At 56.6% G+C, this 23,012-nt stretch carries 18 protein-coding genes; 12 read left to right on the plus strand and 6 right to left on the minus strand.

Features of this window, described 5'->3' with window-relative positions; translation table 11 throughout:
* Positions 1–67: 67 nt before the first annotated feature.
* From arsJ to ABJM03_RS07395, 3 genes are read right to left on the minus strand one after another with little or no spacing between them, the layout of a single operon-like run.
* Entirely contained in the window at positions 68–1,348 is a 1,281-nt protein-coding gene (gene arsJ / locus ABJM03_RS07385; protein WP_348416759.1) for an organoarsenical effux MFS transporter ArsJ, read from the minus strand.
* A complete protein-coding gene (locus ABJM03_RS07390) occupies positions 1,345–2,343 on the minus strand; it encodes an ArsJ-associated glyceraldehyde-3-phosphate dehydrogenase (protein ID WP_348416760.1) in 999 nt (332 codons plus the stop codon). The genes arsJ and ABJM03_RS07390 overlap by 4 nt, the downstream gene beginning before the upstream one ends.
* Positions 2,340–3,188, minus strand: a complete 849-nt coding sequence (locus tag ABJM03_RS07395; RefSeq protein ID WP_348416761.1) for a helix-turn-helix domain-containing protein — start codon at positions 3,186–3,188, stop codon at positions 2,340–2,342. The genes ABJM03_RS07390 and ABJM03_RS07395 overlap by 4 nt, the downstream gene beginning before the upstream one ends.
* A gap of 172 nt (positions 3,189–3,360) precedes the next feature.
* On the opposite strand from ABJM03_RS07395, the gene ABJM03_RS07400 reads away from it, so the two are divergent.
* The 7 genes from ABJM03_RS07400 (at position 3,361) to ABJM03_RS07430 (ending at position 10,076) form a co-directional block, all read left to right on the plus strand.
* Positions 3,361–4,239 carry a LysR family transcriptional regulator gene (locus ABJM03_RS07400; protein ID WP_348416762.1) on the plus strand — a complete coding sequence of 293 codons (879 nt, stop codon included), beginning with the start codon at positions 3,361–3,363 and terminating at the stop codon, positions 4,237–4,239.
* Between the two features lie 171 nt (positions 4,240–4,410).
* A complete protein-coding gene (locus tag ABJM03_RS07405; protein ID WP_348416763.1) occupies positions 4,411–5,079 on the plus strand; it encodes a hypothetical protein in 669 nt (222 codons plus the stop codon).
* A 67-nt stretch (positions 5,080–5,146) separates the two neighbouring features.
* Entirely contained in the window at positions 5,147–6,106 is a 960-nt protein-coding gene (locus ABJM03_RS07410) for a TRAP transporter substrate-binding protein (RefSeq protein WP_348416764.1), read from the plus strand.
* Positions 6,107–6,204: 98 nt separating this feature from the next.
* The gene (locus tag ABJM03_RS07415) at positions 6,205–6,714 is read left to right on the plus strand and encodes a TRAP transporter small permease (RefSeq protein WP_348416765.1); all 510 of its coding nucleotides are present in this window, start codon (positions 6,205–6,207) and stop codon (positions 6,712–6,714) included.
* A gap of 2 nt (positions 6,715–6,716) precedes the next feature.
* Entirely contained in the window at positions 6,717–8,015 is a 1,299-nt protein-coding gene (locus ABJM03_RS07420) for a TRAP transporter large permease subunit (protein ID WP_348416766.1), read from the plus strand.
* A 13-nt stretch (positions 8,016–8,028) separates the two neighbouring features.
* Positions 8,029–9,234 (plus strand): amidase family protein, encoded by a 1,206-nt coding sequence (locus ABJM03_RS07425; RefSeq protein ID WP_348416767.1) that lies wholly within the window; start codon positions 8,029–8,031, stop codon positions 9,232–9,234.
* Positions 9,231–10,076, plus strand: coding sequence for a 6-bladed beta-propeller (locus ABJM03_RS07430; protein ID WP_348416768.1), 846 nt, complete (start codon positions 9,231–9,233; stop codon positions 10,074–10,076). The genes ABJM03_RS07425 and ABJM03_RS07430 overlap by 4 nt, the downstream gene beginning before the upstream one ends.
* Before the next feature lie 57 nt (positions 10,077–10,133).
* On the opposite strand, the gene ABJM03_RS07435 is transcribed toward ABJM03_RS07430, so the two are convergent.
* The 3 genes from ABJM03_RS07435 to ABJM03_RS07445 all read right to left on the minus strand — a co-directional run bounded on the left by ABJM03_RS07435 (position 10,134) and on the right by ABJM03_RS07445 (position 17,859).
* Entirely contained in the window at positions 10,134–15,377 is a 5,244-nt protein-coding gene (locus ABJM03_RS07435; protein WP_348416769.1) for a Hint domain-containing protein, read from the minus strand.
* Positions 15,378–15,555: 178 nt separating this feature from the next.
* On the minus strand, positions 15,556–16,764 hold the full coding sequence (locus ABJM03_RS07440) for a GTP-binding protein (RefSeq protein ID WP_348416770.1): 1,209 nt from the start codon (positions 16,762–16,764) through the stop codon (positions 15,556–15,558).
* Positions 16,765–16,776: 12 nt separating this feature from the next.
* Positions 16,777–17,859 (minus strand): GTP-binding protein, encoded by a 1,083-nt coding sequence (locus ABJM03_RS07445; protein ID WP_348416771.1) that lies wholly within the window; start codon positions 17,857–17,859, stop codon positions 16,777–16,779.
* A gap of 250 nt (positions 17,860–18,109) precedes the next feature.
* On the opposite strand from ABJM03_RS07445, the gene ABJM03_RS07450 reads away from it, so the two are divergent.
* From ABJM03_RS07450 to ABJM03_RS07470, 5 genes are all read left to right on the plus strand, one after another.
* Positions 18,110–19,135, plus strand: a complete 1,026-nt coding sequence (locus tag ABJM03_RS07450; protein ID WP_348416772.1) for an Ldh family oxidoreductase — start codon at positions 18,110–18,112, stop codon at positions 19,133–19,135.
* A 72-nt stretch (positions 19,136–19,207) separates the two neighbouring features.
* Complete coding sequence (dctP, locus tag ABJM03_RS07455) at positions 19,208–20,254, plus strand: TRAP transporter substrate-binding protein DctP (protein WP_348416773.1); 1,047 nt, start codon at positions 19,208–19,210, stop codon at positions 20,252–20,254.
* Between the two features lie 78 nt (positions 20,255–20,332).
* On the plus strand, positions 20,333–20,878 hold the full coding sequence (locus tag ABJM03_RS07460) for a TRAP transporter small permease subunit (protein ID WP_348416774.1): 546 nt from the start codon (positions 20,333–20,335) through the stop codon (positions 20,876–20,878).
* Complete coding sequence (locus tag ABJM03_RS07465; RefSeq protein WP_348416775.1) at positions 20,878–22,185, plus strand: TRAP transporter large permease subunit; 1,308 nt, start codon at positions 20,878–20,880, stop codon at positions 22,183–22,185. The genes ABJM03_RS07460 and ABJM03_RS07465 overlap by 1 nt, the downstream gene beginning before the upstream one ends.
* 123 nt (positions 22,186–22,308) lie before the next feature.
* The gene (locus tag ABJM03_RS07470; protein WP_348416776.1) at positions 22,309–23,001 is read left to right on the plus strand and encodes an XRE family transcriptional regulator; all 693 of its coding nucleotides are present in this window, start codon (positions 22,309–22,311) and stop codon (positions 22,999–23,001) included.
* The last annotated feature ends 11 nt before the right edge of the window (positions 23,002–23,012 follow it).

Here is a 23,012-nt window from a genome sequence, read left to right on the forward strand (position 1 = left end):
CCCCCGACTTTCGCCTTCTGCCATGCAGTGATCCCAATTGCAGTCACCACCAGCCTCGGTGCACCTGTTACGCGGGCTTTATAGAACCCGCAGATTCAGGTTTCAGAAAGCCCACTGCGACAGCCGAAATCGCCACCATCACAGCCGCAGTTCCCAACATCAAAGCCAAACCACCAAGCTGATAAGTCAGCCCCGACAGAACCGTGCCCGCCAATCGCCCACCGGCGTTCGCCATATAGTAAAACCCGACATCCATCGTGACGCGCTCTGTTTTAGTGAACGCAAGGATCAGATACGAATGAAGCGCCGAGTTCACTGCGAATAACCCGCCGAACGCCAATAGGCCGACCACCAACATCACCGTGAGCCACGTCTGAGCCCCCGTCGCCACCAAAGCCGCCACAGCCAGAGCCGCCGGAACCACCGCTAAAGCCCAGGCCCAGCCACGCGCGGCGGTGATCAATTGCGCTTCACTGCGGCTATTCGCCCGCAGCAGACGCGGCGTGCCGGCCTGAACCGCGCCGTACAGGATGATCCAAAGCGCCATGAATGTGCCGATCAGAAAGAACGCCCCGCGATTTCCCGCCTCACTGCCATCGGATAAGACGGCGTAAAAGTAGATCGGAATGCCCACAACAAACCATACATCCCGCGCGCCGAACAGAAACACCCGCGCTAAAGACAGCCAGTTCACGTTGGTCGACTTTGAAAATATTTCAGAGAATTTTGCGCCCTTTCGCCCCTCGGGCAACCCCGCAGGCATAAGGATCAACACCGCGATCAGGATAACAAAAAGAACAGCCGCCATGCCCAGTACTGCCGCCTGAAATCCGAAACTCGCAAGAAGCGCAGCCCCGATCAAAAAGCCGACACCTTTCACCGCGTTCTTTGATCCCGTGAGCAAAGCAACCCATTTAAACAACCCGCCCTTTTCCTTGGGGGCAAGTATTTTGACAGCAGACTTCGAAGACATCTTGGCCAGATCCTTGGCCACGCCGCTTGCCCCTTGCACCAGCATCACAAAAGCAACCGAGGTGCCAACCGCCCAGGTCGGATCGAGTTGCGCCAGCATCACAAGTGCTACAACCTGAATGCCCAACCCCGCATAAAGGGTCGAGGTAAGCCCGAACCGCGCCGCAATCCAACCCGCCGCCAAATTGGTGGCCATACCGGCGACTTCGTAGAGCACAAAGAGGTAGGCCAGTTGCACAGGCGTGAATCCCAGCGTGTGAAAATGCAGCAACACCAGCATCCTGAGCGCCCCATCCGTGAGCATAAAGGCCCAATATGCTGCGGTGACGGTGATGTAGGCCAACTGCCCTTCAGGGCGGGCTGAGGCGATTGTCACAGACTCTCTCCGACCATCCGAGCAACATCAACAAGGCGATGAGCATAGCCCATTTCATTGTCATACCAGACGTATAATTTCACCTGCGTGCCTGCGATGACCATCGTCGATAGCGCGTCAACGATGCCCGAGCGTTCATCATTGATGTAATCTGCCGAAACCAACGGGCGCTCTTCGTATCCCAGAATACCGCTCAACGCCCCCTCCGAGGCTTCCTTGAGCAAGGCGTTGACCTCTTCGGCCGATGTCTCGCGCTCGACCTCGAATACACAATCCGTGAGCGAGGCGTTTAGCAGAGGCACGCGAACAGCGTGTCCGTTCAACCGCCCCGTCAGTTCAGGGTAGATCAACGTGATGGCAGTCGCGCTTCCTGTTGTGGTGGGGATGAGCGAATTGAGCGCCGAACGGGCGCGCCGCAGATCCTTGGCCGGACGGTCCACGATGGTTTGTGTGTTCGTGACATCATGGATTGTGGTGATCGAACCATGTTTAATGCGCAGGTTTTCGTGGATCACCTTCACCACGGGAGCCAGACAGTTTGTCGTGCAGCTGGCAGCCGTCACGACGTTGTGGCGGTCAGGCACAAAGCTGTCGTGGTTTACGCCATAGACGATATTCGCAACCTCGCCATCCTTCACAGGAGCCGAAACCACAACTTTCTTTACGCCCGCCTCGAAATAGGGGGCCAGTTTAGCCTGTGTTTTAAAAACACCGGTGCAGTCGATCACCACATCTACACCTTCAAGCGGCAGCTCGGAAATGTCGCGCGTTCCGATAAACGGAATGCGGGTGCCGTCGATGGTGACGCTTTGTGCATCATGGCCGAAATCTGCCTGCCAACGTCCATGCACCGTATCAAATTCCAACAGATGCGCATGCATCTCGGGGTCGCCCACAGCATCGTTAATCCAGGCAATCTTTGCCACCTGAGCCAGCAGCGGCTTCAGGGCAAGTTTACCAATGCGGCCAAGGCCATTCAAAGCATAGACAGTCATATCGCGGATCCTTCTTCGTTGAGTTGACCCAGATCATCCACTGCATTTTGCAGCGACATCCGGTCCAGAGAGGCGATGGGCAGATTGGCGAAGCCGCTCAAACGATTGCGCAGCGCACCGTAGGTCTGCTGAAAGGCAAGGCTTTTTTGCGCATCCGAGCCTTCAACCTTGACCGGATCAGGCAACCCCCAATGTGCGGTAACCGGCTGACCCTGCCATGAGGGGCATTCCTCATTCGCCGCTCCGTTACAGACGGTGAACACAAAGTCGAAATCAGGCGCATCGCCCCCCTGAAACTCGGAGATATGCTTGGACCGCAGCAACGATACATCGTGGCCTTTTTGCTCCAGAACCTCGATCGCAAAGGGGTTCAGCTCGGATCGGGGCTTTGTGCCGGCGGAAAATGCCTGAAACCGATCCCCCGCCATGTCGCGTAGGATGGTTTCGGCAAAAATCGAACGGGCTGAATTTCCCGTACATATAAACAAGACGTTGTATGTCGGATTTCGCATGACGGTCTCCGCGATAGGGGATGGGTGAAGGTTTGGGGAGCAGATGTCAGGACGACCCCGACAACAGTCCATGAGCAGGTAGTCGATTGTCTCACGGGTGGCATCCATGTGGACGGCATAGCGCAAGGATGTTCCCACACGCTCTTGCGTTACCAGACCGGCTTGCAGCAATGCGCTCACATAGGTCGACAGTGTATTCGGCTTTAACCCGAGCGCCTGCGCCAGTTCGGTCGCGGGGACGCGATCAGGATAACGCCGCATAAGCAATCGAAACACAGCAAGCCGCTGTGGATGGCCAAGGATCGAGAGGCGGTGGGGAATCATTTTTTCCATAATTCATGAATATGTGAATTACTAAGATTCGCAAAGTGAAGTTTTTGTAAAACACCCACCAACGGAAACGGTTTTCCCTGCCCCCTTAGCAAACGAAAAGAGCCCCGAGTGACTTTGCTTTCGAAGTGATATAGGGAAGCTGAATAATCCGACTGGTAAGATTGAACAGCCCGTGAACACGCGATTTCTAGAAACCTTTGTTACGGTCGCCAGCTTGGGAAGTTTCCGTGCGGCTGCCGAGCAGTTGAATATCAGCCAAGCAACGGTATCGAGCCGGATATCGTCACTGGAAACCGAATTGCGCGTTGATCTGTTCGACCGGGAGTTTCACGCAACCCGCATTACAGTGGCCGGCGCGCTTATTCTCGAAAAAGCCCAAGACATGCTGGCCACCGAACGCAAGATGCGCAACAGCTTGTCTGACCCCACCCATGCGGCGGGCAGAGTCCGCTTGGGGCTTGTGTCTTCTGTCGTTCACACGTGGCTCTGCGACCTGATCGAAGAGGTCGCGCGCAGTTTCCCGCGGCTGGAACTGGAGCTGACTGTCGAACCCACCCCCAACATTGCCACCGCATTCGAGCGCGGCAATCTGGACATGTTGCTGACCACCGATGACCGCTATGACGAAACCTGCATCTGCGCAGAGCTTCCGCCCTTGGCAATGGGTTGGTTTGGCCCCGAAGGGATGCGCGGCGAAGCGCTTTCGCTGAGTGACGTTGCCAGCGGACCTTTGATCACCTTCACCCGCAATTCGCGCCCGCACACCAATGTTCTGGCACTTTTCAATGAACGCGGCCTGCGGCCTTCGATTGTGCATTGCATCACGTCAATGGCTGCAATTGCCCGCCTGACCGAACGCGGTCTGGGGATAGCAACCCTGCCCCTTGCCTGCGATCTGGCGGGACCGGGGTTATACGAGCTGGACGTGGATGCAGACCTGCCGCCGCTTCCCATGTTCTGCATCTGGCGGCGCAGCTCGGATGCGGCGACCTATAAGGCGATTGCCGAGCTGGCAAAGGATTGCGCACAACGCCATCAGCACCCCGGTTAAGCCGGAACGCGCCGCATGATCGGAAAACCCGATCACCCCCTCCTGAATAATCCCGTTTGTGCAAAGACAACTTCTGTCTGACTGTGCCCTGACCACAATCGACAGCCCCCACACGCCGATTAAAGATACCACCATCTGCGCAACGGGCCTGCACCCAGATGAGGATCTACAATGACCAAAATCCGCACCACAGACCAAGCGCAACTATTCGTCTGGAGCGATATCGACCCGGACCATGAAACCGATTTCAATCAGTGGTATGACCGCGAACACATGGAAGAGCGTGTGCGCATTCCCGGTTTCACAGGTGCACGCCGCTACCGTGCGGTTTCCGGCTCTGCGCGCCGCTACCTTGCGCTGTACCGCGCCAGCAGCCTTGCCGATTTCACGTCCGACGCCTACCGCAAGGCCTTTACCAAACAAACCCAATGGTCGGTGACGAACTTTGGCCGCATGTCCAACACCCGCCGCCGCGTCATGCATGTTGCACAAGAAGGCGGCTTTGGCTGGGGTGGCGCATTGGTTCTGATCGAATTGGTTCCCGACTCCATGGACGCCGACGCAATTGCAGGCTTACTATCCGAAACAGTGACCAATGATGGCGTCCTACGTGTGCACAGTATGATCCCCGACGAAGCTCTATCAACTCCCCTCCCCTCAGAAAGCACCCAAGGCCGTGTTCTGGCTCCTTGTATTGCTGTCGATCTGGCATCGGAACCGATTGCTGAAGCCACCTTGCGCGATCTGAAAGAGAAACTGGGCAGCGCTGTGCGCGAGGCCGAAACATTCCGCCTGATGTGGGCGCTGGATGAAAACGACCTGCCACCGCTCGAAGGTTAAACCACCCACCACAAAACCTGCGAAAAACGCAGCACATTAATAAACGACCCAACAAGGAGAGACTAAAATGAAAAAACTACTTATCGGAACCGCCATTGCCGCCCTGTCTGCGGGCCTTGCCCATGCCGAGACATGGAAGATGTCCACCGATGCGCCGGACGGCAACTATCTGACCAAAAACATCCGTGCCTTTGCCGACGACGTGGCGCGCCTGTCCGAAGGCGAGCTGGAAATCGACGTGGTTTCCAACTCGGTCCTACTCAAACGTGCCGAAGTCAAACGCGGTGTCCAACGCGGTATCGTGCCCATCGGCGAAGTGCTGATTTCCGCACTCGGCAACGAAGACCCAGCCTATTCCGCGGATGCCGTACCACTTTTGGCCACCAATTTTGATGAGGCCCGCACCCTGTGGGAAGCGTCACGTCCTATCTATGAGGAAAAGCTGGCCGAAGACGGGCTTGTGCTGCTCTATGCGGCGCCTTGGCCACCGCAGGGCATCTACATGAATAAGGAAGTCACCGACGCGACATCCTTTGATGGCGTAAAATTCCGCGCCTACAACCCCTCAACCGCACGTCTGGCCGAGCTTTTGGGCGCCGTACCGGCCACAATCGCTTCGTCGGAAATCAGTCAGGCATTCTCGACCGGTGTTATCAACGGCATGATTACATCCCCCTCGACAGGCGTGGACAGCCAAGCGTGGGATTTTGTTTCACACTACTACGATGTGCAGGCATTTTTGCCCAAAAACATGGTGATCGTGAACAAAGGCGCTTTTGACGCTCTGTCCTCCGAGGTGCAAACCGCAGTCAAAGAGGCCGCTAAACTGGCCGAGACCCGCGGCTTTGAAATGGCTGAAACGGCAACAGGCGAAGCCACAAGCACCATGGCCGATAACGGCATGAAAGTACTGCCAACGCCAGCCGGGCTTGCGACCGATTTCGACGCAATCTCATCCACAATGCAGGCCGAGTGGCTCGAGCAGGCAGGCGAAGATGGCCAAAAGATCGTCGACGCAATGAAGTGATCCGGACCGGCCCAAGCGGTGATACGCTTGGGCCGTTTCACAAAAAAGGTCGAGGTGGTCGCACCTCGGCCGATTTCCTTTAAATTGGAGCGCCCCCCATGTTGCTGACCCGTCATCTGTTTAATTTTTGTGGCGCATTGGCTGCGCTTTCGTTGCTGGGGATTGTCGTGCTGATCCTGTCGCAGATTGGTATGCGCCTTTTGGGGAGCCAAATTCCCTCTGCTGATGATTTTGCCGCTTGGGGGTTAAGTGCCTCGATCTTTCTCGCGCTACCTGCTGCTTTGATGCACGGCGATCATATCCGTGTGACGTCGCTACGTCAGTTGATGCCTGAAAAGCCGGGCCATATTTGCGATATTCTGGCGGCAGGTTTTGCAACGCTGATGATGGCATGGGTGGCTTGGGCCATCTTTGGCTATGTCCACGAAAGCTGGACCTACGATGACGTCAGCCAAGGCATCATTGCCGTGCCTCTCTGGATCCCTCAGGCACCTATGGCCTTTGGCGCTGTTCTGTTTGCGGTAGCCTTTGCCGAACGCACGCTACGCCTGATCCTTGGCCTGCCGGTCGAAATTGCCAATACCGACGATCAAACGCGCGGAGAATGAACATGGATATCATTTTACAATCCGCCACACTTATCGTCACCTTGCTGATCCTGCTGGGACTGGGCATCTGGGTAGGCGTCGCGCTTTTGGCCAGTGCTGTCGTTATCTTCACGGTCTTCACCTCCACCCCCGTGGATGCGATTTTGGGCACAACCATGTGGGCCCATTCCGCCAGCTGGACCTTGACGGCCTTGCCCTTGTTTATCTGGATGGGTGAAATTCTCTACCGCACCCGCCTAGCCGAAGATCTCTTCTCTGGCCTTGCCCCTTGGGTCGGGCGTCTGCCGGGGGGTCTTGCTCATGTGAACGTCATCGGCTGCGGGATTTTCGCGGCTGTATCGGGGTCTTCTGCAGCCACGACAGCCACCGTTGGCCGCATCTCGTTGCCCGAGCTCAAATCGCGCGGCTATGCCGACCGTTTGGCCATCGGATCGCTTGCAGGGTCCGGCACGCTGGGCCTTTTGATCCCGCCATCCATCGTGATGATTGTCTATGGTGTCGCGGCGCAGGTATCGATCAACCGCCTGTTTATCGCCGGTGTCGTACCCGGCCTGATGCTTATGGCATTGTTTTCAGGCTACATCGCCATCTGGTCAAAAATGAACCCCGACGGAGTTCCCGCCCCCGAACCCAAGATATCATTTACCCAGCGGCTCGCACGGCTGCGGATGTTGCTGCCCGTTGTGGGTTTGATTATCGGAGTTATCGGTTCGATCTATGCCGGTATCGCAACCGCCACCGAAGCCGCTGCCATTGGTGTAGCTGGTGCTTTGCTCATTGCCGCATTTGGCCGTTCGCTCAGCATAAAGACCTTTATCGACTCCCTGCTAGGCGCAACCCGCACCTCTGCGATGATCGGGCTTATCCTGTTGGGTGCCGCCTTCCTGACCTCCGCCATGAGCTTTTCCGGCCTACCGGGGCAGTTGGCAGAGCTCATCTCTTCGAGTGGGCTGGGCGCGCCGGGGCTGATTGCTGTGCTAACAGTTTTCTTCGTGCTGCTTGGCTGTTTTCTGGACGGGATTTCCATTGTCGTACTCACCACTTCGGTTGTGATGCCTGCCGTCATCGCGGTCGGGATTGATCCGGTATGGTTCGGGATTTACCTGATCATCGTGGTTGAAATGGCGCAAATCACGCCGCCTTTGGGTTTTAACCTTTTTGTCATCCAGAAACTGACCGGCAATTCCATCTTCGTGATTACCAAAATGGTTTTGCCTTACTTCATGATCCTCGTGCTTGCCGTTATTTTGCTCACTGCTTTTCCGGGCATTGCGACCTGGCTTGTGCAACAAACCCTTTGAAAGAACACCCGCTATGGAAAACACACCTCAATCCTTGCTGGACACCGCCCGCGCGAACGCCACAGCGCCTGCCTTCACTTGCACCTTCACCGACAAGGTCAACGACACAGGACCATTGTCCGGCCTGAACGTGGCGGTGAAGGATTTGTTTGATGTGCGCGGCTATGTAACGCGTGCAGGCTCTGTCGTGCGCAAAGATACCGCGCCCGCGACGCAGGACGCCACAGCCGTTGAGCGTTTGCGCCAATCCGGCGCGGGGTTGATCGGGCATGCCAATATGACCGAATTTGCCTATTCCGGCCTCGGGCTGAACCCGCATTACGGCACACCGCTCACGCCCTTGCGCGCAGGATGTATCGCAGGCGGATCCACCTCTGGCGGGGCTTCGGCAGTGGCGCGCGGTGTGGCCGATGTGGCGCTTGGCACAGATACGGGCGGCTCGGCGCGTATTCCGGCGGCGTTTTGCGGGCTGTACGGGTTCAAACCCACCGCACAGACAATTCCGCGCGACGGGGCCGTTGCTCTTTCACATTCTCTGGACAGCGTTGGCATCATGTCCCGGGAAGCAAGCCTCCTCAGACCGGTGTTGAATACGCTGCGTGACACGCCCCTGGCTGACGCGGCTATGCCCAGCGCCGTCATTGTGCCAGAAAACTTTGGTCTGGACGATCTCGACGCAGAGGTGGCCGATGCCTTTGAGACAGCCTTGGCCAAGCTGGGCGCTGCGGGTATTTCAGTACGCCGGTTGAGCCTTGATATCTTTGAGCAGTATCGCACCATCCCCGTTTGGCAGTTCTCGGCCGTGGAATCGCGCGCCCACCATGGCGCTTATTTCGATCAGGCCCATGGCGACCTTGATCCACGCGTGGCCTCACGCATGGCCCGGGCCGATGGCCTCTCGGCGATCGACTTTTCCCGCACTCTGGCAGCGCGGGAAGCACTCACCGTCGAGGCCGCACAGATATTTGGCGACACACCGCTGGTCCTGCCCACTGTCGCGATCATGCCTCCAAAGCTTGATGATTTAAACGATGACGCAACCTATGACCGGATCAACCTTTTGGCATTGCGCAACACCAGCTTTGGCAATCTCATCGACGGCTGCTCTGTCAGCTTGCCGATTTCCAGCCACCCCGGGGCGGGTTTGATGATCACAGCAAGCACGGGACAGGACGCCAAACTGCTCAGGATGGCCGAAGCCCTGCAAGGCAGATTGTGAACGCGCCACATCAGCCGGCACGGCCTGCGGCCTATGTCACACTTGGTCAACAACGCTACCGTGTAAAGCACGTGAGCCATGCGGCGCTTAGCGGCATTACCGATGTCAGTGTCTTTGATGACCGGATCGTTGTGCTCAGGCGTCAGGCACCCGAGCTGGTTACCCTCGCGCGTGACGGATCGCTCTTGAACCACAGCGTGGACTTGCCACAGTTTGTGTGTGGTCACGGGTTACGCACGATTGATGACGGGCTATTGGCAGCCAGCGACATGGATGGCCACAAGATTGTGCTTCTGGATGCGCGCATGAATGAAGTCGCGCGCCTGCATTGTAATGAACGCCCTGCCTTGGGCCGCCCGTTCAACCATCCATGCGATTGTGCGCGGGGACCCGATGCTAGATATTATGTCGCGGACGGCTATGGAAACAGCGCCGTGCATATTTTCGACTCTGACCTGCGGCACCTGAAATCATTCGGACAAGCAGGGACAGGGCCGGGAGAGTTTTCGACACCCCATAGTTTGATATTCGACTCCCGAGGCAGGCTTTGCGTAGCCGACCGCGAGAACAACCGCATCCAGCAATTTGATGCCGAGGGCAACTGGCTGGGTCAAATTGACGGGCTTCACAAACCTATGGCTCTTGCTCTTTGTTCCGATGGCACGCTGCTGGTCAGCGACCAGACCCCGCGGCTGTCCGCCTATGATCCAAACGGCCAGCTGATCGGCCGCTGCCGGAGCTTTTCGACCTATGCCCACGGGTTGGCCGTTCAACAAGACGGCACTATCGTCATGGCAGAAATGGCACCCGACCGCGTAACCCTGCTGGTTCCTGCGCCGTAGCGGATCAATTTGCGACACGACAGCTTGGTCCCGGCACTATGCCAGAGCCTTTGTGCCTTACAGGACCAGCCGTGCCTCATGGGGCTTGGCCGACAATCTAGCCGCAGAATAATCTGCTCGGCCTTCTTGCGTTTCCAGTTCCGGAAATAACGCCAGCAGCTCTTCGAACACCTCACCAGCCGCATCAGAGGCAATGACATCACCGGGCTGGAAGCTTTCGGTCCATGCGTTATCCACCAGCATGATTTCATGCTGGCCCAACATGACATGGATATAAGTCACACTGCCTTTGCCATCCATCTGATCAATGCCCGGCTTATGAGCCATATCCTTGGCCTTAACGAGCACCTCTTCCTCTCCGAGCCAAAGCTGGGTCGCGCTGTTTTCGATCAGCATCCTATGCTGGGGCGAGACCCGCATATCACGGTTCGGCACCGCAGGCGCAATACTGTCCTGACAGATCACGATCGGCTGCAGATGAGGAGAACGCTCTAGCTCATCGGCACTGACAAATTTCCTGCCGATCCAGCGCACGGCTTGCGCGCCGTTGTCGCGGGTTTCAACCAATTGTCCGACCTGCAAATCCTCAACGGCGACAGTACCGCCCGGAACGGCGACCCTGCTACCGGGGGTAAAGCATGGCACGATGTTTTCGATGTTGGTGAAGGTCGCTGTCGAGCCATCCGAGAATATGACACTCCCGTTTTCGAGGTTATCCTCGTCAAAGATGACGGTTGCGCCACGATCGCCAAGGATCAGCGTATCATTGTCATCGCCACCTTCGCCGCCATCGACCACGTCTCCGGCCCCGATGAAAATCGTGTCAGCGTCATCGCCGGCATTGATGGTGTCCGCACCCGCACCACCGTCAATGACATCCGCACCACTGCCACCGGTGATGACGTCATCATTGCTGCTATCTTGGGCCGTGCTGACCACAAGGTTGTCGATGCCATAGCTCTCATTGTCGATATCCGCCGATAGGTTCGCGCCAAAGCCAAGCGTGACAGTCTCTCCCGGGGCCTCGACCGTGACCCGAACAGGGTGGATTTCGTCGTCATTCCCCGAAAACCCAAGGTCGGACGGCGCGCCTGCCCCCACCTCGATTGTGACCTCACGGCCATCGGACAGGGTGGCTGTGGTCGAATAGGCATCGGCAACAGCGTCATCAAAGCTTTCGACGAAGACTTCTTCACCATCAATGAAGATGGAAAAAGTGTCCCCGCCACCATCCCAGCTATCAAGTTCATAGAAATCGAATTCAAAGATCGCGAAATCCGCTGTCGGGTCCACCGAAAACGTCTTGGAGATGCCCTCTGTTCCGTCACTATTGCCGAGCCGTCCCAGAAATTCGCTAAAGTTGGCGCCGCCATCCGTCGTTGCGTTATCGCTCCAGCCGGTGGCACCGCCTTCAAAATCTTCGGTTGTGACGACAACCGGCTCGGCCGAGCCATCCGTAGTGTCCCCGAAAATTGTATCGTTGCCGTCGCCACCATCAATGGTATCGGCACCCGATCCCCCTTCAATAGCGTCATCGCCGCCTTCGCCAAAAATGATGTCATCACCGGCTTGGCCATCAAGATTGTCATCACCGGCACCATCGTTCAGATCCGGCTGGGTGAGGGCCGGATAGCTTGCCAGATCAACAGCACTGTCGCCCGTATCAGGGCCGGATATCGTACCGCTAAGGGTATTGCCGCCATTGTTTTCAAAATAGATGATTTCGACCAGATGCTCGCCCGGTGGCAAGGTGATGGACCCCGACGCAGTCGCCGTGCCGTGCAAACCGTCGTTATCCACAACCTCGACGCCATTGATGAATACTTTTGAGCCATCATCAGAGGATGTAGAAAACGTATAGGTCCCACCGGTCGTGACCGTCAACTCACTGCTGAACTTGAGCGCAAAATCATCTTCCGTGTCATAGTCGCTTGGCGTGATCGAGCTTGCCACGCCGGTTTCTGTCGGTGTTGCCGTGTTGTCGCGCCCGCCATTAGCGGTAAAGCCCGCATCAGCAAGGTCCGCCGGCGTGCCATTCGGGTCGAGGTCGTAATATTCATAGACCCAAGGCGTTTGGTCTGATCCAGCTGTCCCGTCAGCCGTACCCGGCAAGGCCGCGGTATCCCCATAGATTTCATCATCACCGGCACCGCCAAGCACCGTATCATTGCCGTCGCCCGCCAGAATAATGTCGTCCTGCGGCCCTTCACCGGCTAGAATTTCGTCATTCCCATCGACAAAATCACCTTCGGGATCGCCGGTATAACTACTATCAATCAGGTCGTCGCTTGTGGTGCCTTCGACGTATCCGTCCAAAGCCTGATCCACGACATTTTCAATATTGCTAAAGCTCAGGGTTGAGCCGTCATTGAAGGTGACAATACCCTGTTCGGTTTCGAATGCGACATCCGACCCGTCAGCATCCTGATACTGGATCGAAGCAACATCGCTGACAAAAAGCGTGTCGGTATCGCCATTGCCTGCATCCTCACCGCCATCGACGGTATCAGAGCCGTTGGCAAAGATTGCATCGTCACCCGTGCCACCGGTGATAAGATCGCCAAACGCAGGATCGGTTGCGCCTGCGGCACCGCCTGTCGCGCTGTCATTGGCAACGATGGTATCATTGCCCGCGCCACCATCCAGCGTGTCAGGGCCATCGCCGCCTGTCAGGGCGTCATCGCCATCACCACCCGACAAGCTGTCTGATCCGGCACCGCCCGACAGGCTATCGTTACCTGAACCACCATCCAGCCTATCGTCGCCCTCATCGCCGCTGATCGTGTCATCACCGGACCCGCCACGGGCCGCATCATTTCCCTCGCCGCCGCTGATGACGTCGTTGCCCCAATCCCCCGACAAGCTATCGTTGCCTGCACCGCCTGTCAGCGTGTCTTCGCCCGCGCTGGAAAAGACCTGCGTAGAGCCATCCGCAGGTGCTTCGTAAAGCTCGAGAATATCGCCAGTGTCCGGGTCAAGAAGCACCCAGTTTGTCTGGGTCGTGGAGGCGGGCGCGAAACTCATACCCGCCGGAATTGTGATGACCGACACAACTGCGCCTGTGTCATCAATCTGTGCCAGCTCGACGGCATAGGGCGACTGGTTGTCAAAGGTCACATTTGTCGCCGCACCAGAGGTTCCTGACGCGAAATCAGCCGGATCAAGGGCAAGCTGGTCTCCGAAGATAACATCATCACCGGCCGCACCATCAAGGCTGTCGTCACCCTGATCCCCGTGGATCACATCATCGTCGGTCTCATTCGCTGTGAAATGCACATCGGTGATGTAGGCGACCTGCCCACCTGTCGAACCGTTCTCATAGACCACTTCGAAGCTGGCGACAGGTCCGGCAATCTCGACCAGAACAGAACCGTTCGCATCGGCCTGATTGTCGTTTACCGCCCCGCCTGTAGCGGTCTGACCCGTGATGGTTTCATCACCCGCAGCGGTCAGGATCACGGGGACCGGATTGCCATCGGCATCAAAGGCATTCACTGTGACGATGTCTTGCCAGCTGGCGCTGTCCACATCGTTGATCCGGAAGCTGACCGTATCAAGCGGCACATCTGATGCGAAATTGACCGTAGCAACATCCGCAGCACCGTTGCCGCCCAGCGCAAGAGCCGAATTTGTCTCAAAGGCCTCGCCAGCTGCCGTGTCAACGAACTGCGTCGAGTTGTCGATGTCCGCTTGGCTTAGCCCGCCATCGTCGGTGACCGTCACCGTGATATTCGCGACGCCGGTGTCCTGGGTGAAGCCACCCGAAACATCCGTGCCGGACCCTTGTGCAATCCAGCTCAGGTTTTCCGATACCGTCCCGATCGTGGCGGGGCCACCCGATACAACATCATCGCCCTGCCCCGCATAGACCGTATCATCACCCAGCCCGGCCTGAACATTATCCTCATCACCCGACGTGCCAAGGGTTCCATCATTATTGTCGATCTGTTCGAGGTTCTCGTCGACGTAATTGCTGTCAATCAGGTCAGCACTATCACTGCCCGAAACAACGCCATCGGGACCGCCATTGACCGTCAGTGTTTCGATCCCGGTGAAAGCCGCGGTGGAGCCATCATTGAAGGTTACGGTGCCGTTTTCACTATTGTCAGGGTCGAAGGTAACCCCAGCCACATCATCAACGATCAATTCGTCATTCGTGTCAGTGCCGCTTTCGCCACCAATGACTGTATCGCCGCCACCGGCAAAGAACACGTCATTGCCCGCACCGCCATCAAGTACGTCGGCGCCCTCGCCTCCTGTCAGCGTATCAAAACCATTTCCGCCGCTCAGGCTGTCAGCGCCTTCGCCACCGGTAAGGACATCCGCGCCGACATCGCCGGCAAGCGTATCATTCCCCTCGCCGCCATCCAGCGTATCGGCCCCTGATCCGCCAGAAAGATCATCGCTGCCCGCACCGCCTGCAACTACGTCACGGCCATCACCACCGATGAGCGTGTCATTCCCAGACCCGCCATCAATGGTGTCATCATCCGCGCCACCGTCAATGAGGTCGTTGCCAAAACCCCCTGACAGGTTGTCATTGCCATCTTCGCCAAAAATCGTGTCTTCGTCGGTGGGTACAGCTTCGAAATGTACATCGCTCACATAAAGGAGCTGACCACCGGTTCCTGCGTTGTCATAAATGATCTCGATCCGCGCAACTGGTCCCGCGACAGAAACAAGAACCGAGCCTTGCGGATCCGTCGCACCGGTTGATGTGGGCCCCGCGGTCACGGTGTTACCGCTGACCGTATCATCCCCCGCCGGAGTCAGCGTCACAGAGACCATATTGCCGTCCGCATCATAGGCATTGACGGTCAGGACATCCTGCCAACCACCCTGATCAACATCCTGCAACCGGAACGAGACATTTTCGACCTCATCGGCAAGGCCAGACCCGCCCACAGCGGAAAAGCCCAATTCGGTGGTCCAGGCGGTTCCCGTACCGTTCCCCCGCAACCCGAGCCCCGAATTCGGGTCGAATGGTTCATCCGTATCAACGTAATGGGCATCCTCTTCGACGGTTGCCGTCGTGCCCGTACCGCCATTCTCAAAGCTTACCGCAACATTGATACCACCGGTATCCTGAGTGAAACCGGTAGCGATATTATCCCCGTCGACACCTTCATCGGTCCAGTCAAGAAACAGATCCGTGTTGGTTAGTGACGTAGAACCGCCATCTACGACATCATCACCTGCACCGGCCTGAATCGTGTCATTACCGGCACCGCCGGTGATGTTGTCGGAATCCGCTGTCCCATTTAAGCTGTCGTCGGTGTCGCCGCCGTTGATCGTTGCCATTACCTGAACCCTCTGCACTCATACACCACTCAAACCAGTGGTTTTGTTTGAGCCGAATTTGGTCCTAGAAATGGGCGGTCGCGTGGCACCAACGTGATTTAAATTGGGTTAATCCTATTCCTAACCGGATATTTCCGAAGACCTGAGCGAACTGGCGCACAGGTCTTCGCGGCTTTGATCATGCGGTTTGGTTCGCCATGCGCCAGACCGGAAAGGGATCAGAAAACGCGGGCAACGCCTCTGGCGATACGGCCTGCGCGTCTGGCACAAGCGCATTGTCCAACCGCGATTTTATATCCGCCCAGTCGATGTTCGCACCGATGAAAACAATCTCTTGCCGACGGTCGCCCCACGGCTCTTGCCAGTGCTGGGTCATATAAGCCTGAACACTGTCCTGCGGGGGCCAGCGGTCTTTGGGAACCGATGCCCACCAAGTGCCCAGCGGCTTGATCGATGACAATGCCCCTGCAAGCGAAAATTCAGCCACCCAATCAGGTCGTGTAGCGATCCAGAAATGTCCTTTGGCGCGGATCACCCCTGGCAGATCTCCATTCAAGACAGAGATGATTTTCTCGGGCTCGAATGGCCTGCGCGCGCGGTACACATAAGAGGCCACGCCGTACTCTTCGGTTTCGGGCACGTGATCGGCAAAACCGTAAAGCTCCTTGGCCCACATCGGGTGGTCATGGGCTTTTTCAAAATCGAACAGCCCTGTGTCCAAGATTGCGCTCGCCGGCACATCGGAAAAGCTGGTCTCGATGATGCGGGCGTCTGCGTTCAGGCTTCGGATGATCTGGCGTGCTGCTTCGACTTGGGCCGGGCTGGCATCGTCCACTTTGTTCAGCACTACAACGTCCGCAAATTCGATCTGTTCAACCAGCAGGTTCACCAAGGTGCGCTCATCCTCCTCGCCCATTGTTTCGCCGCGGTCGCTGAGAAAATCGTGGCTGGAATAATCTTTGAGCAGGTTCACCGCATCCACAACGGTCACCATCGCATCTAGACGAGATACATCCGACAGGCTTTGCCCCGCCTCATCGCGAAAATCAAAGGTGGCCGCCACGGGCAATGGTTCCGAAATTCCGGTGGATTCAATCAACAAATAATCAAACCGATCCTCTGCTGCCAATCTGCGCACTTCGGCCAGCAGATCATCGCGCAGGGTGCAACAGATGCAACCGTTAGACATCTCGACCAATGTTTCATCCGTGCGGCTGAGTTCTGTGTCCGCGCGCACAAGGTCGGCGTCTATGTTGACCTCGGACATGTCATTGACGATTACGGCAACGCGCCGCCCGTCGCGGTTGTTCAGCACCCGGTTAAGCAGGGTCGTCTTACCCGCACCTAAAAAGCCGGACAGGACAGTAACAGGGAGTTTTTCAGTCATTTGATAAGTTCCTTATAGGGAAGAGGCATGTAAGCGCTCACTCTGGGAGGCGCGCAGCATATCAAGGCTGCGGTTCAGCTCCGGTTTGGTCATGTCGCGCGCGATAACGACGATGCGTGATTGGCGGTCTCCACCGGGCCAATTGCGTAGCGGAATGGGCGGGTCGAACAGGTGCTGCACACCGTGAAACACAAACGGGGTAGCAATACCCTCAAGGTGAACGATCCCCTTGACCCGCAAGATGTCAGCGCCTCGTAATTGGATCAGCGTGTCCAGCCAAAGATCGAAATCCTTGGGCGGGATGGGACGGTCCAAAACAATGGACGCCGAACCGATCCGCGCATCATGGGTATGAACAGGCGGTGCAGAAAGGCGGCTTTTCTCCGGCGCAATACCGGAAAGGTTTGCCAAAGGGTCGACAGCTGCTGCTGGAGTCACCCAAGGTACGATCTGTTCTGGCGTTCCTGCCTGCCGCATCCCGCTAAGACCCCAAAGCGATGCAGTCTGAACAACGCCACGTTTGGCCGTGAGAATACGCGCCGTCGGGTTGAGCGAGCGTAGCCTGCTCTCGAATGTGGCCCTGTCGTGCTTCGACACCAAATCCGTCTTACTCAGCACCAGCAGATCTGCCATTGCGACCTGCGACACAGCTTCGAACTGCTGATTGAGCGTATCCGGCCCGTTCGCCGCATCCGCGACAGTAACCACACCGTCAACGCGGAATTTCCCAGCCAGAAAGGGATCGGTTAAAAAAGTCTGAAGAATAGGGCCGGGATCGGCAAGACCTGTGGTTTCGATCACGACACGGTCAAAGCTGATCCGCCGTGATTTCCTGCGCGCCCTCAGATCCTGCAGGGTCCGTGACAAATCCCCACGGATAGAACAACACAGACAGCCCGACCGCATCAGCACGACTTCCTCGTCGACGGCCTCAATCAAGTCATGATCCAGCCCAGCCTCGCCAAATTCATTCACAACGACAGCAATCTGCGCCCCCCCGCCGGAGGCCAATATCTGGTTCAACATCGTGGTTTTGCCAGCGCCAAGGAATCCGGTCAGCAATGTTACAGGGATACGCTTGTCGGTTCGGGGCATTGTTGGGGCTCTCTCGAAGGCTTCATTAATCGTTATGTTATATCATATCATTTAGAAGGCACAATACGGCCTTTACCCTCGCGCCCTGCCCCTGCCGCACCTCACAGCATGGTCAAAAATTAATCACAGGCGCAAATTTAGTCCAATAGGATCTGTATTTGGTAAAATATTACCACTTTTTTCTTTTGCTGCTCACCACAACCATGCAACCAATCTCTGGAACGTCACTAAAATAAGCGGACCAGACAACGTGAGCGATGCATTCGAATACAGCAGCGAGAAAGAACTCATTGCACTGCTGGAGGAAATCTTTGTCCAGAATGGTTGTAGCGATGTCGTCGCACGGCAACTCGCCGAGAATTGCACAGGCGCAGAACGGGATGGGTCGTTAAGCCACGGCGTGTTCCGTATCGAGGGCTACGTCAACACCCTGCGCAGCGGTTGGGTCGATGGCAAAGCCGTACCGATCATAGAGGACAAAGCACCCGGCTTTATCGCCGTCGATGCGAACAACGGCTTTGCACAACCGGCGCTGGCCCTCGCCCATGATGCGTTTGTTGAGAAAATCCGCAGCAACGGGATCGCGCTTTTGGCTATTGGCAACGCGCATCACTTCTCTTCCCTGTGGCCCGACATTCTCCCCTTTGCGGAAAGCGGGCTGGTCGCGCTCTCTATGGTCAACAGCTTTGCGTGTTCGGTGCCGCACGGTGCCAGCACACCGGTTTATGGCACCAACCCCATCGCCTTTGCCGCCCCCGTGGAAGGCCAGCCGCCGCTCGTTTTCGACTTTGCCACGACAACAATGGCAAATGGCGACGTCCAGATCGCCGCCAAAGAAGGCCGGAGCTTGCCTGCGGGCACGGGCGTAGATCGCAACGGTGAACTCACGAACAACCCTGATGCGATTCTGGATGGCGGTGCTCTGGTCCCCTTTGGCGGGCACAAGGGGTCCGCCATCTCGTTGATGGTCGAGCTTTTGACAGCCGGATTATCCGGCGGGAATTTCTCGTTCGAGTTTGACTGGTCGACCCACCCCGGAGCCGAAACCCCCAAGACCGGACAAATCATAATCGGGATCGACCCGTCATTTGGCGGGCTTGGGCGGGGACTACCTTCGCGGGCCAGCGTCCTTATGAAAATGCTCGAAGACGCCGGCTTTGATGCACGGCCCGGCCTGCGACGCCACCGCCTGTGCGCAGAGCGCCGAACACATGGAATTCCTTTAAAAATATCACAACTCACCCGCCTGCGCGCGCTCGCTTCTGGCGCGATTTAACATCGGCCAAACCGTTCCCGCGCCCCCTGTTTTTGCAACCCCGAACCAATACTGAAACCCAAGGAGATATTCATGAAGAAATCACAATTCATCTACGCGGCTGCACTAACCGCAGTAAGCGGTGTCGCCTCTATGGCTGACACGATCGAGCTGAACATGGCTACGCCCTTTGCAGGCGGGCATTGGTATGATGTTGGCATTCAAGGCTATGCCGAAACCGTCGAAAAAATCACGGACGGCCGGGTCAAGATCAACGTCTTTCCTGCTGGTGCCTTGGGCCCCGCTTTGAAAGTTGCGGAAACCGTAAAATTGGGCATCGCTGAATCCGGCTATGGCTGGGGCGGTTATGACTGGTCTATCGACCGCACCGGCGCATTGTTCGGCAGCTGGCCCGGTGGCCCCAACCCCGAAGAATACATGATGTGGATGATCAACGGGAACGGCGCAGAGTTGCTGGCAGAATGGCGGATGGACAAATTTGATGTTGTTTCTGTGCCCTGCGGCGTGACCGAAACCGAGATTTTCATGCACGCCCACAAACCCGTCCGCACGGTCGAAGATCTTGACGGGCTAAAACTGCGCACCTCGTCGGCTTGGGCGGAAATCGCGCCAAAGCTGGGGGTTTCCACAGTAGTCTTGCCCGGCTCCGAGGTATTTTCGGCGCTGGAACGTAAAGTTGTCGACGCCGTGGAATGGGGTGGCCCGGGCGGAAACGTCCAAGAAGGGTTCGATTCCATTGCGCCCTACGTGATGCTGCCCGGTGTGCATTCTCGCGGTGCCATGATGGATTGCATCTTTAACAAAGATGCTTGGGCCGAGATCCCCGAACAAGATCAAGAGCTGCTGAAGCTTGCGGGCCAATGGATGCTTCAGACAACCTACCTCGCATATGCCGATCTTGACCTGAAAGCATATGAGACGATCAAATCCGAGGGTAAGGCAGAAATCGTCATCGTCGATGACAGCCTGATCGACGCTGTGGCCGCTGCATCTGCGGAATGGGCCGAAGAACAGTCTCTTGAAAACGAATGGTTCGCCCGCGTCTACAAAGACCAAAGCACCTTCTTGGCCTCACTCTCTGGCCTGACCGAATTCCGGTTTGCCCCCGGCGATCACTAAACAATCTGACGCCGCAAAGAGCAGTTCACGCTCTTTGCGGCTTCGCTCTCATTTTAATTCCCGTTCAGGAGCCAACAGATGCCCCCAGAGCCAACCCGAAAACTGAAACCCAAGCAGGCGCAAATCGCGAACGCTATATCCCGGCTTTCCCTTTGGGCGGGCAGGTTGGCGGCCTTTTTGGTCATGCCCTTGGTTGTGGCGATGGTATATGAGGTGGTCAGCCGGTATCTATTCGACGCCCCGACGCAATGGGCCTTCGAGATAAGTTACATGCTGATGGGGTCAATCTTCCTTCTGGGGATGAGCTATGCGCTCAGTATTGATGCCCATGTAAATGTCGATTTCATGCATGATATCCTGCCAAAGCGTTGGACTGCCATCATTGATGCAATCGCCTATTTTGTCCTGACAGGGTTTTTCATTTTCCTGACGCTTGCTTTGGCACAAAGCGCCCTGCGGGCCTTTGAGACCGGAGAAGGCAGCGGGCTGAGCGCCTGGAACCCGAAAATCTGGCCTTACCGCGTCATTTATGTCCTCGGCATGACGATGATGATCTTTCAGTCATTCGCAAAAATCCTTCAATGCTCGCTGCGAGCGACCGAAACCAACGAGGAAGCAAAATAATGGACATCAATGTACTTTGGATGTTTCCCGCCCTCTTGACCCTTATCTTTTTAGGTATCCCGGTGGCATTTTCGATGATGCTGACGACACTGGCTTTCGGCTGGATGCGGTTCGGCGATATCTTGTTTTTGCAGATGGCACAAAAGGTCGACGAGGTTGCGACAAACTATGTGTTGGGCGCGATCCCTCTGTTCATCTTCATGGGTGCAGTTCTGGAAAAGGCCGGCATCGCCGAAAAGCTGTTTGACTCGATCTACATGTGGACGCGCCGTTTGCCCGGCGGCCTCGCGATCGCGGCACTGATCATGTGCACCGTTTTCGCCGCAGCAAGCGGTGTTGTCGGGGCGACTGAAACGCTGGTTGGGATGTTGGCCATTCCCGCCATGCTGAAACGGCGCTACGCCAATTCGCTTGTCGCTGGCACAATCTGTGGCGGCGGGTCCTTGGGCACCGTGATTCCACCGTCTATTCCGGTCATTATTCTTGCCCCGATCGCCGCCCTTCCGGTTGGTGATTTGCTCGCTGCGATCCTGCTGCCGGGCTTGATGATGTCGGCAATGTTCATCCTGTACATCACAGGGGTCGCAACCCTTCGCCCAGAGGTAGCCCCAAGAGATCTGGAACCTGATGACAAAACCTTTGCCGAAAAGCTGCGCATTTCCGCCGTAGCGCTTTTGCCCACCGCCTTTCTTATCCTGACCGTGCTCGGCACACTCTTTGGCGGGTTGGCAACCCCGACAGAAGCAGCTGCCTGCGGCTCGGCTGGCGTTGTCCTGCTGGCCCTTTTCTATGGCCGCTTTTCGCTCAAGTTGCTTTTTGAAGCCTCACTGAAAACTGTGTCGCTCACTGCGATGATCCTCGCCATCGTGCTGGCTGGCTCCATGTTCTCGGGTGTTTTCTTTGCGTCGGGCGGAATGAGCGCGACCACCGGATTGATTGACCGCCTCGGCCTTGAACCATGGTCCGTCATGGCAGTCATTCTGGGGATCACCTTTATCATGGGATTTGCCATGGATCTGATTTCGATCGTGTTGATCATGATGACAATTTCAATGCCCATCCTACGCACCTACGGCATTGATCCGCTCTGGTTCTCGACCGTCTTTCTGGTCACTCTCCAGACCAGCTATCTGACTCCGCCGATGGCACCCTCGATTTTCTACCTCAGGTCCATCGCACCGGACAGCATGACACTAAAGCAGATGTATGTCGGCGTGATCCCCTTTATCATATGCCAGATTATCGTGCTTGCGCTGATACTGACCTTCCCGGGGTTGGCAACATGGCTACCTGGTGTGTTTTATTGATGCAGCGGTTTTAACCGCCGCAAAGACAGGGCGACCCACAATGCCCGCGCATAAATCGCGTATTGCGCCCTGTCTTTCCTACAGTCTATCACCGACAGGCATCTTTTTCGGAGACATTCGACCATGGCACCAGACGGCAAATCAAACCTCGCGCAGGCCGATGATGACTGGGAAACGACCCGCATAGAGCTGCGCAATGATCTGGCCATGAGGATGAAATCCTTGCGGACAACAAACGGCTTCACCCTCGAATACGCTGCCCAGAAATCCGGTTTGGCCCTGTCTACCATTCAAAAGATCGAAAGCGGCCGAACATCGCCCAGCTATGAAAACCTTGTGCGGATTGCCCGCGTTTACGGTGTTGGCCTCGAGCAGATATTTGCCTCGGATGCTGAGGTACAACAGACAACCCGCATGACCGTCACCCGCGCCGGCCAAGGGCGCAAGGTCCGGACAAAGTTTTTCGAATACGAAGCGCTGTGCAACGCGCTGACCGGCAAAAAGATTGTGCCACTGGTGACCCTTGTGGAAAACCGTGCACCCTTGAGCCTGAGCGATCTGTCCGCACATGAAGGCGAGGAATTCATCTATGTTCTGTCAGGACGTCTGGAACTTGCGGTAGAGCATTACCAGCCCGTCATCCTGGAAACCGGCGACAGCACGTATTTTGACAGCACATTGAAACACGGCCTGCGCGCATTGAACGATGAAGAAACCCGCATCCTGTGGGCCTGCACATATGTCGATGTCATTCCCGATGACCTGACGAGCGCTCTGGACGCGCGCTCTAAAATTACTGGCGCGCCAACACGCTAAAGCCGCGTTTG

The sequence above is a fragment of the Sulfitobacter sp. genome (genome assembly GCF_039977885.1).
Taxonomy (GTDB): Bacteria; Pseudomonadota; Alphaproteobacteria; order Rhodobacterales; family Rhodobacteraceae; genus Sulfitobacter.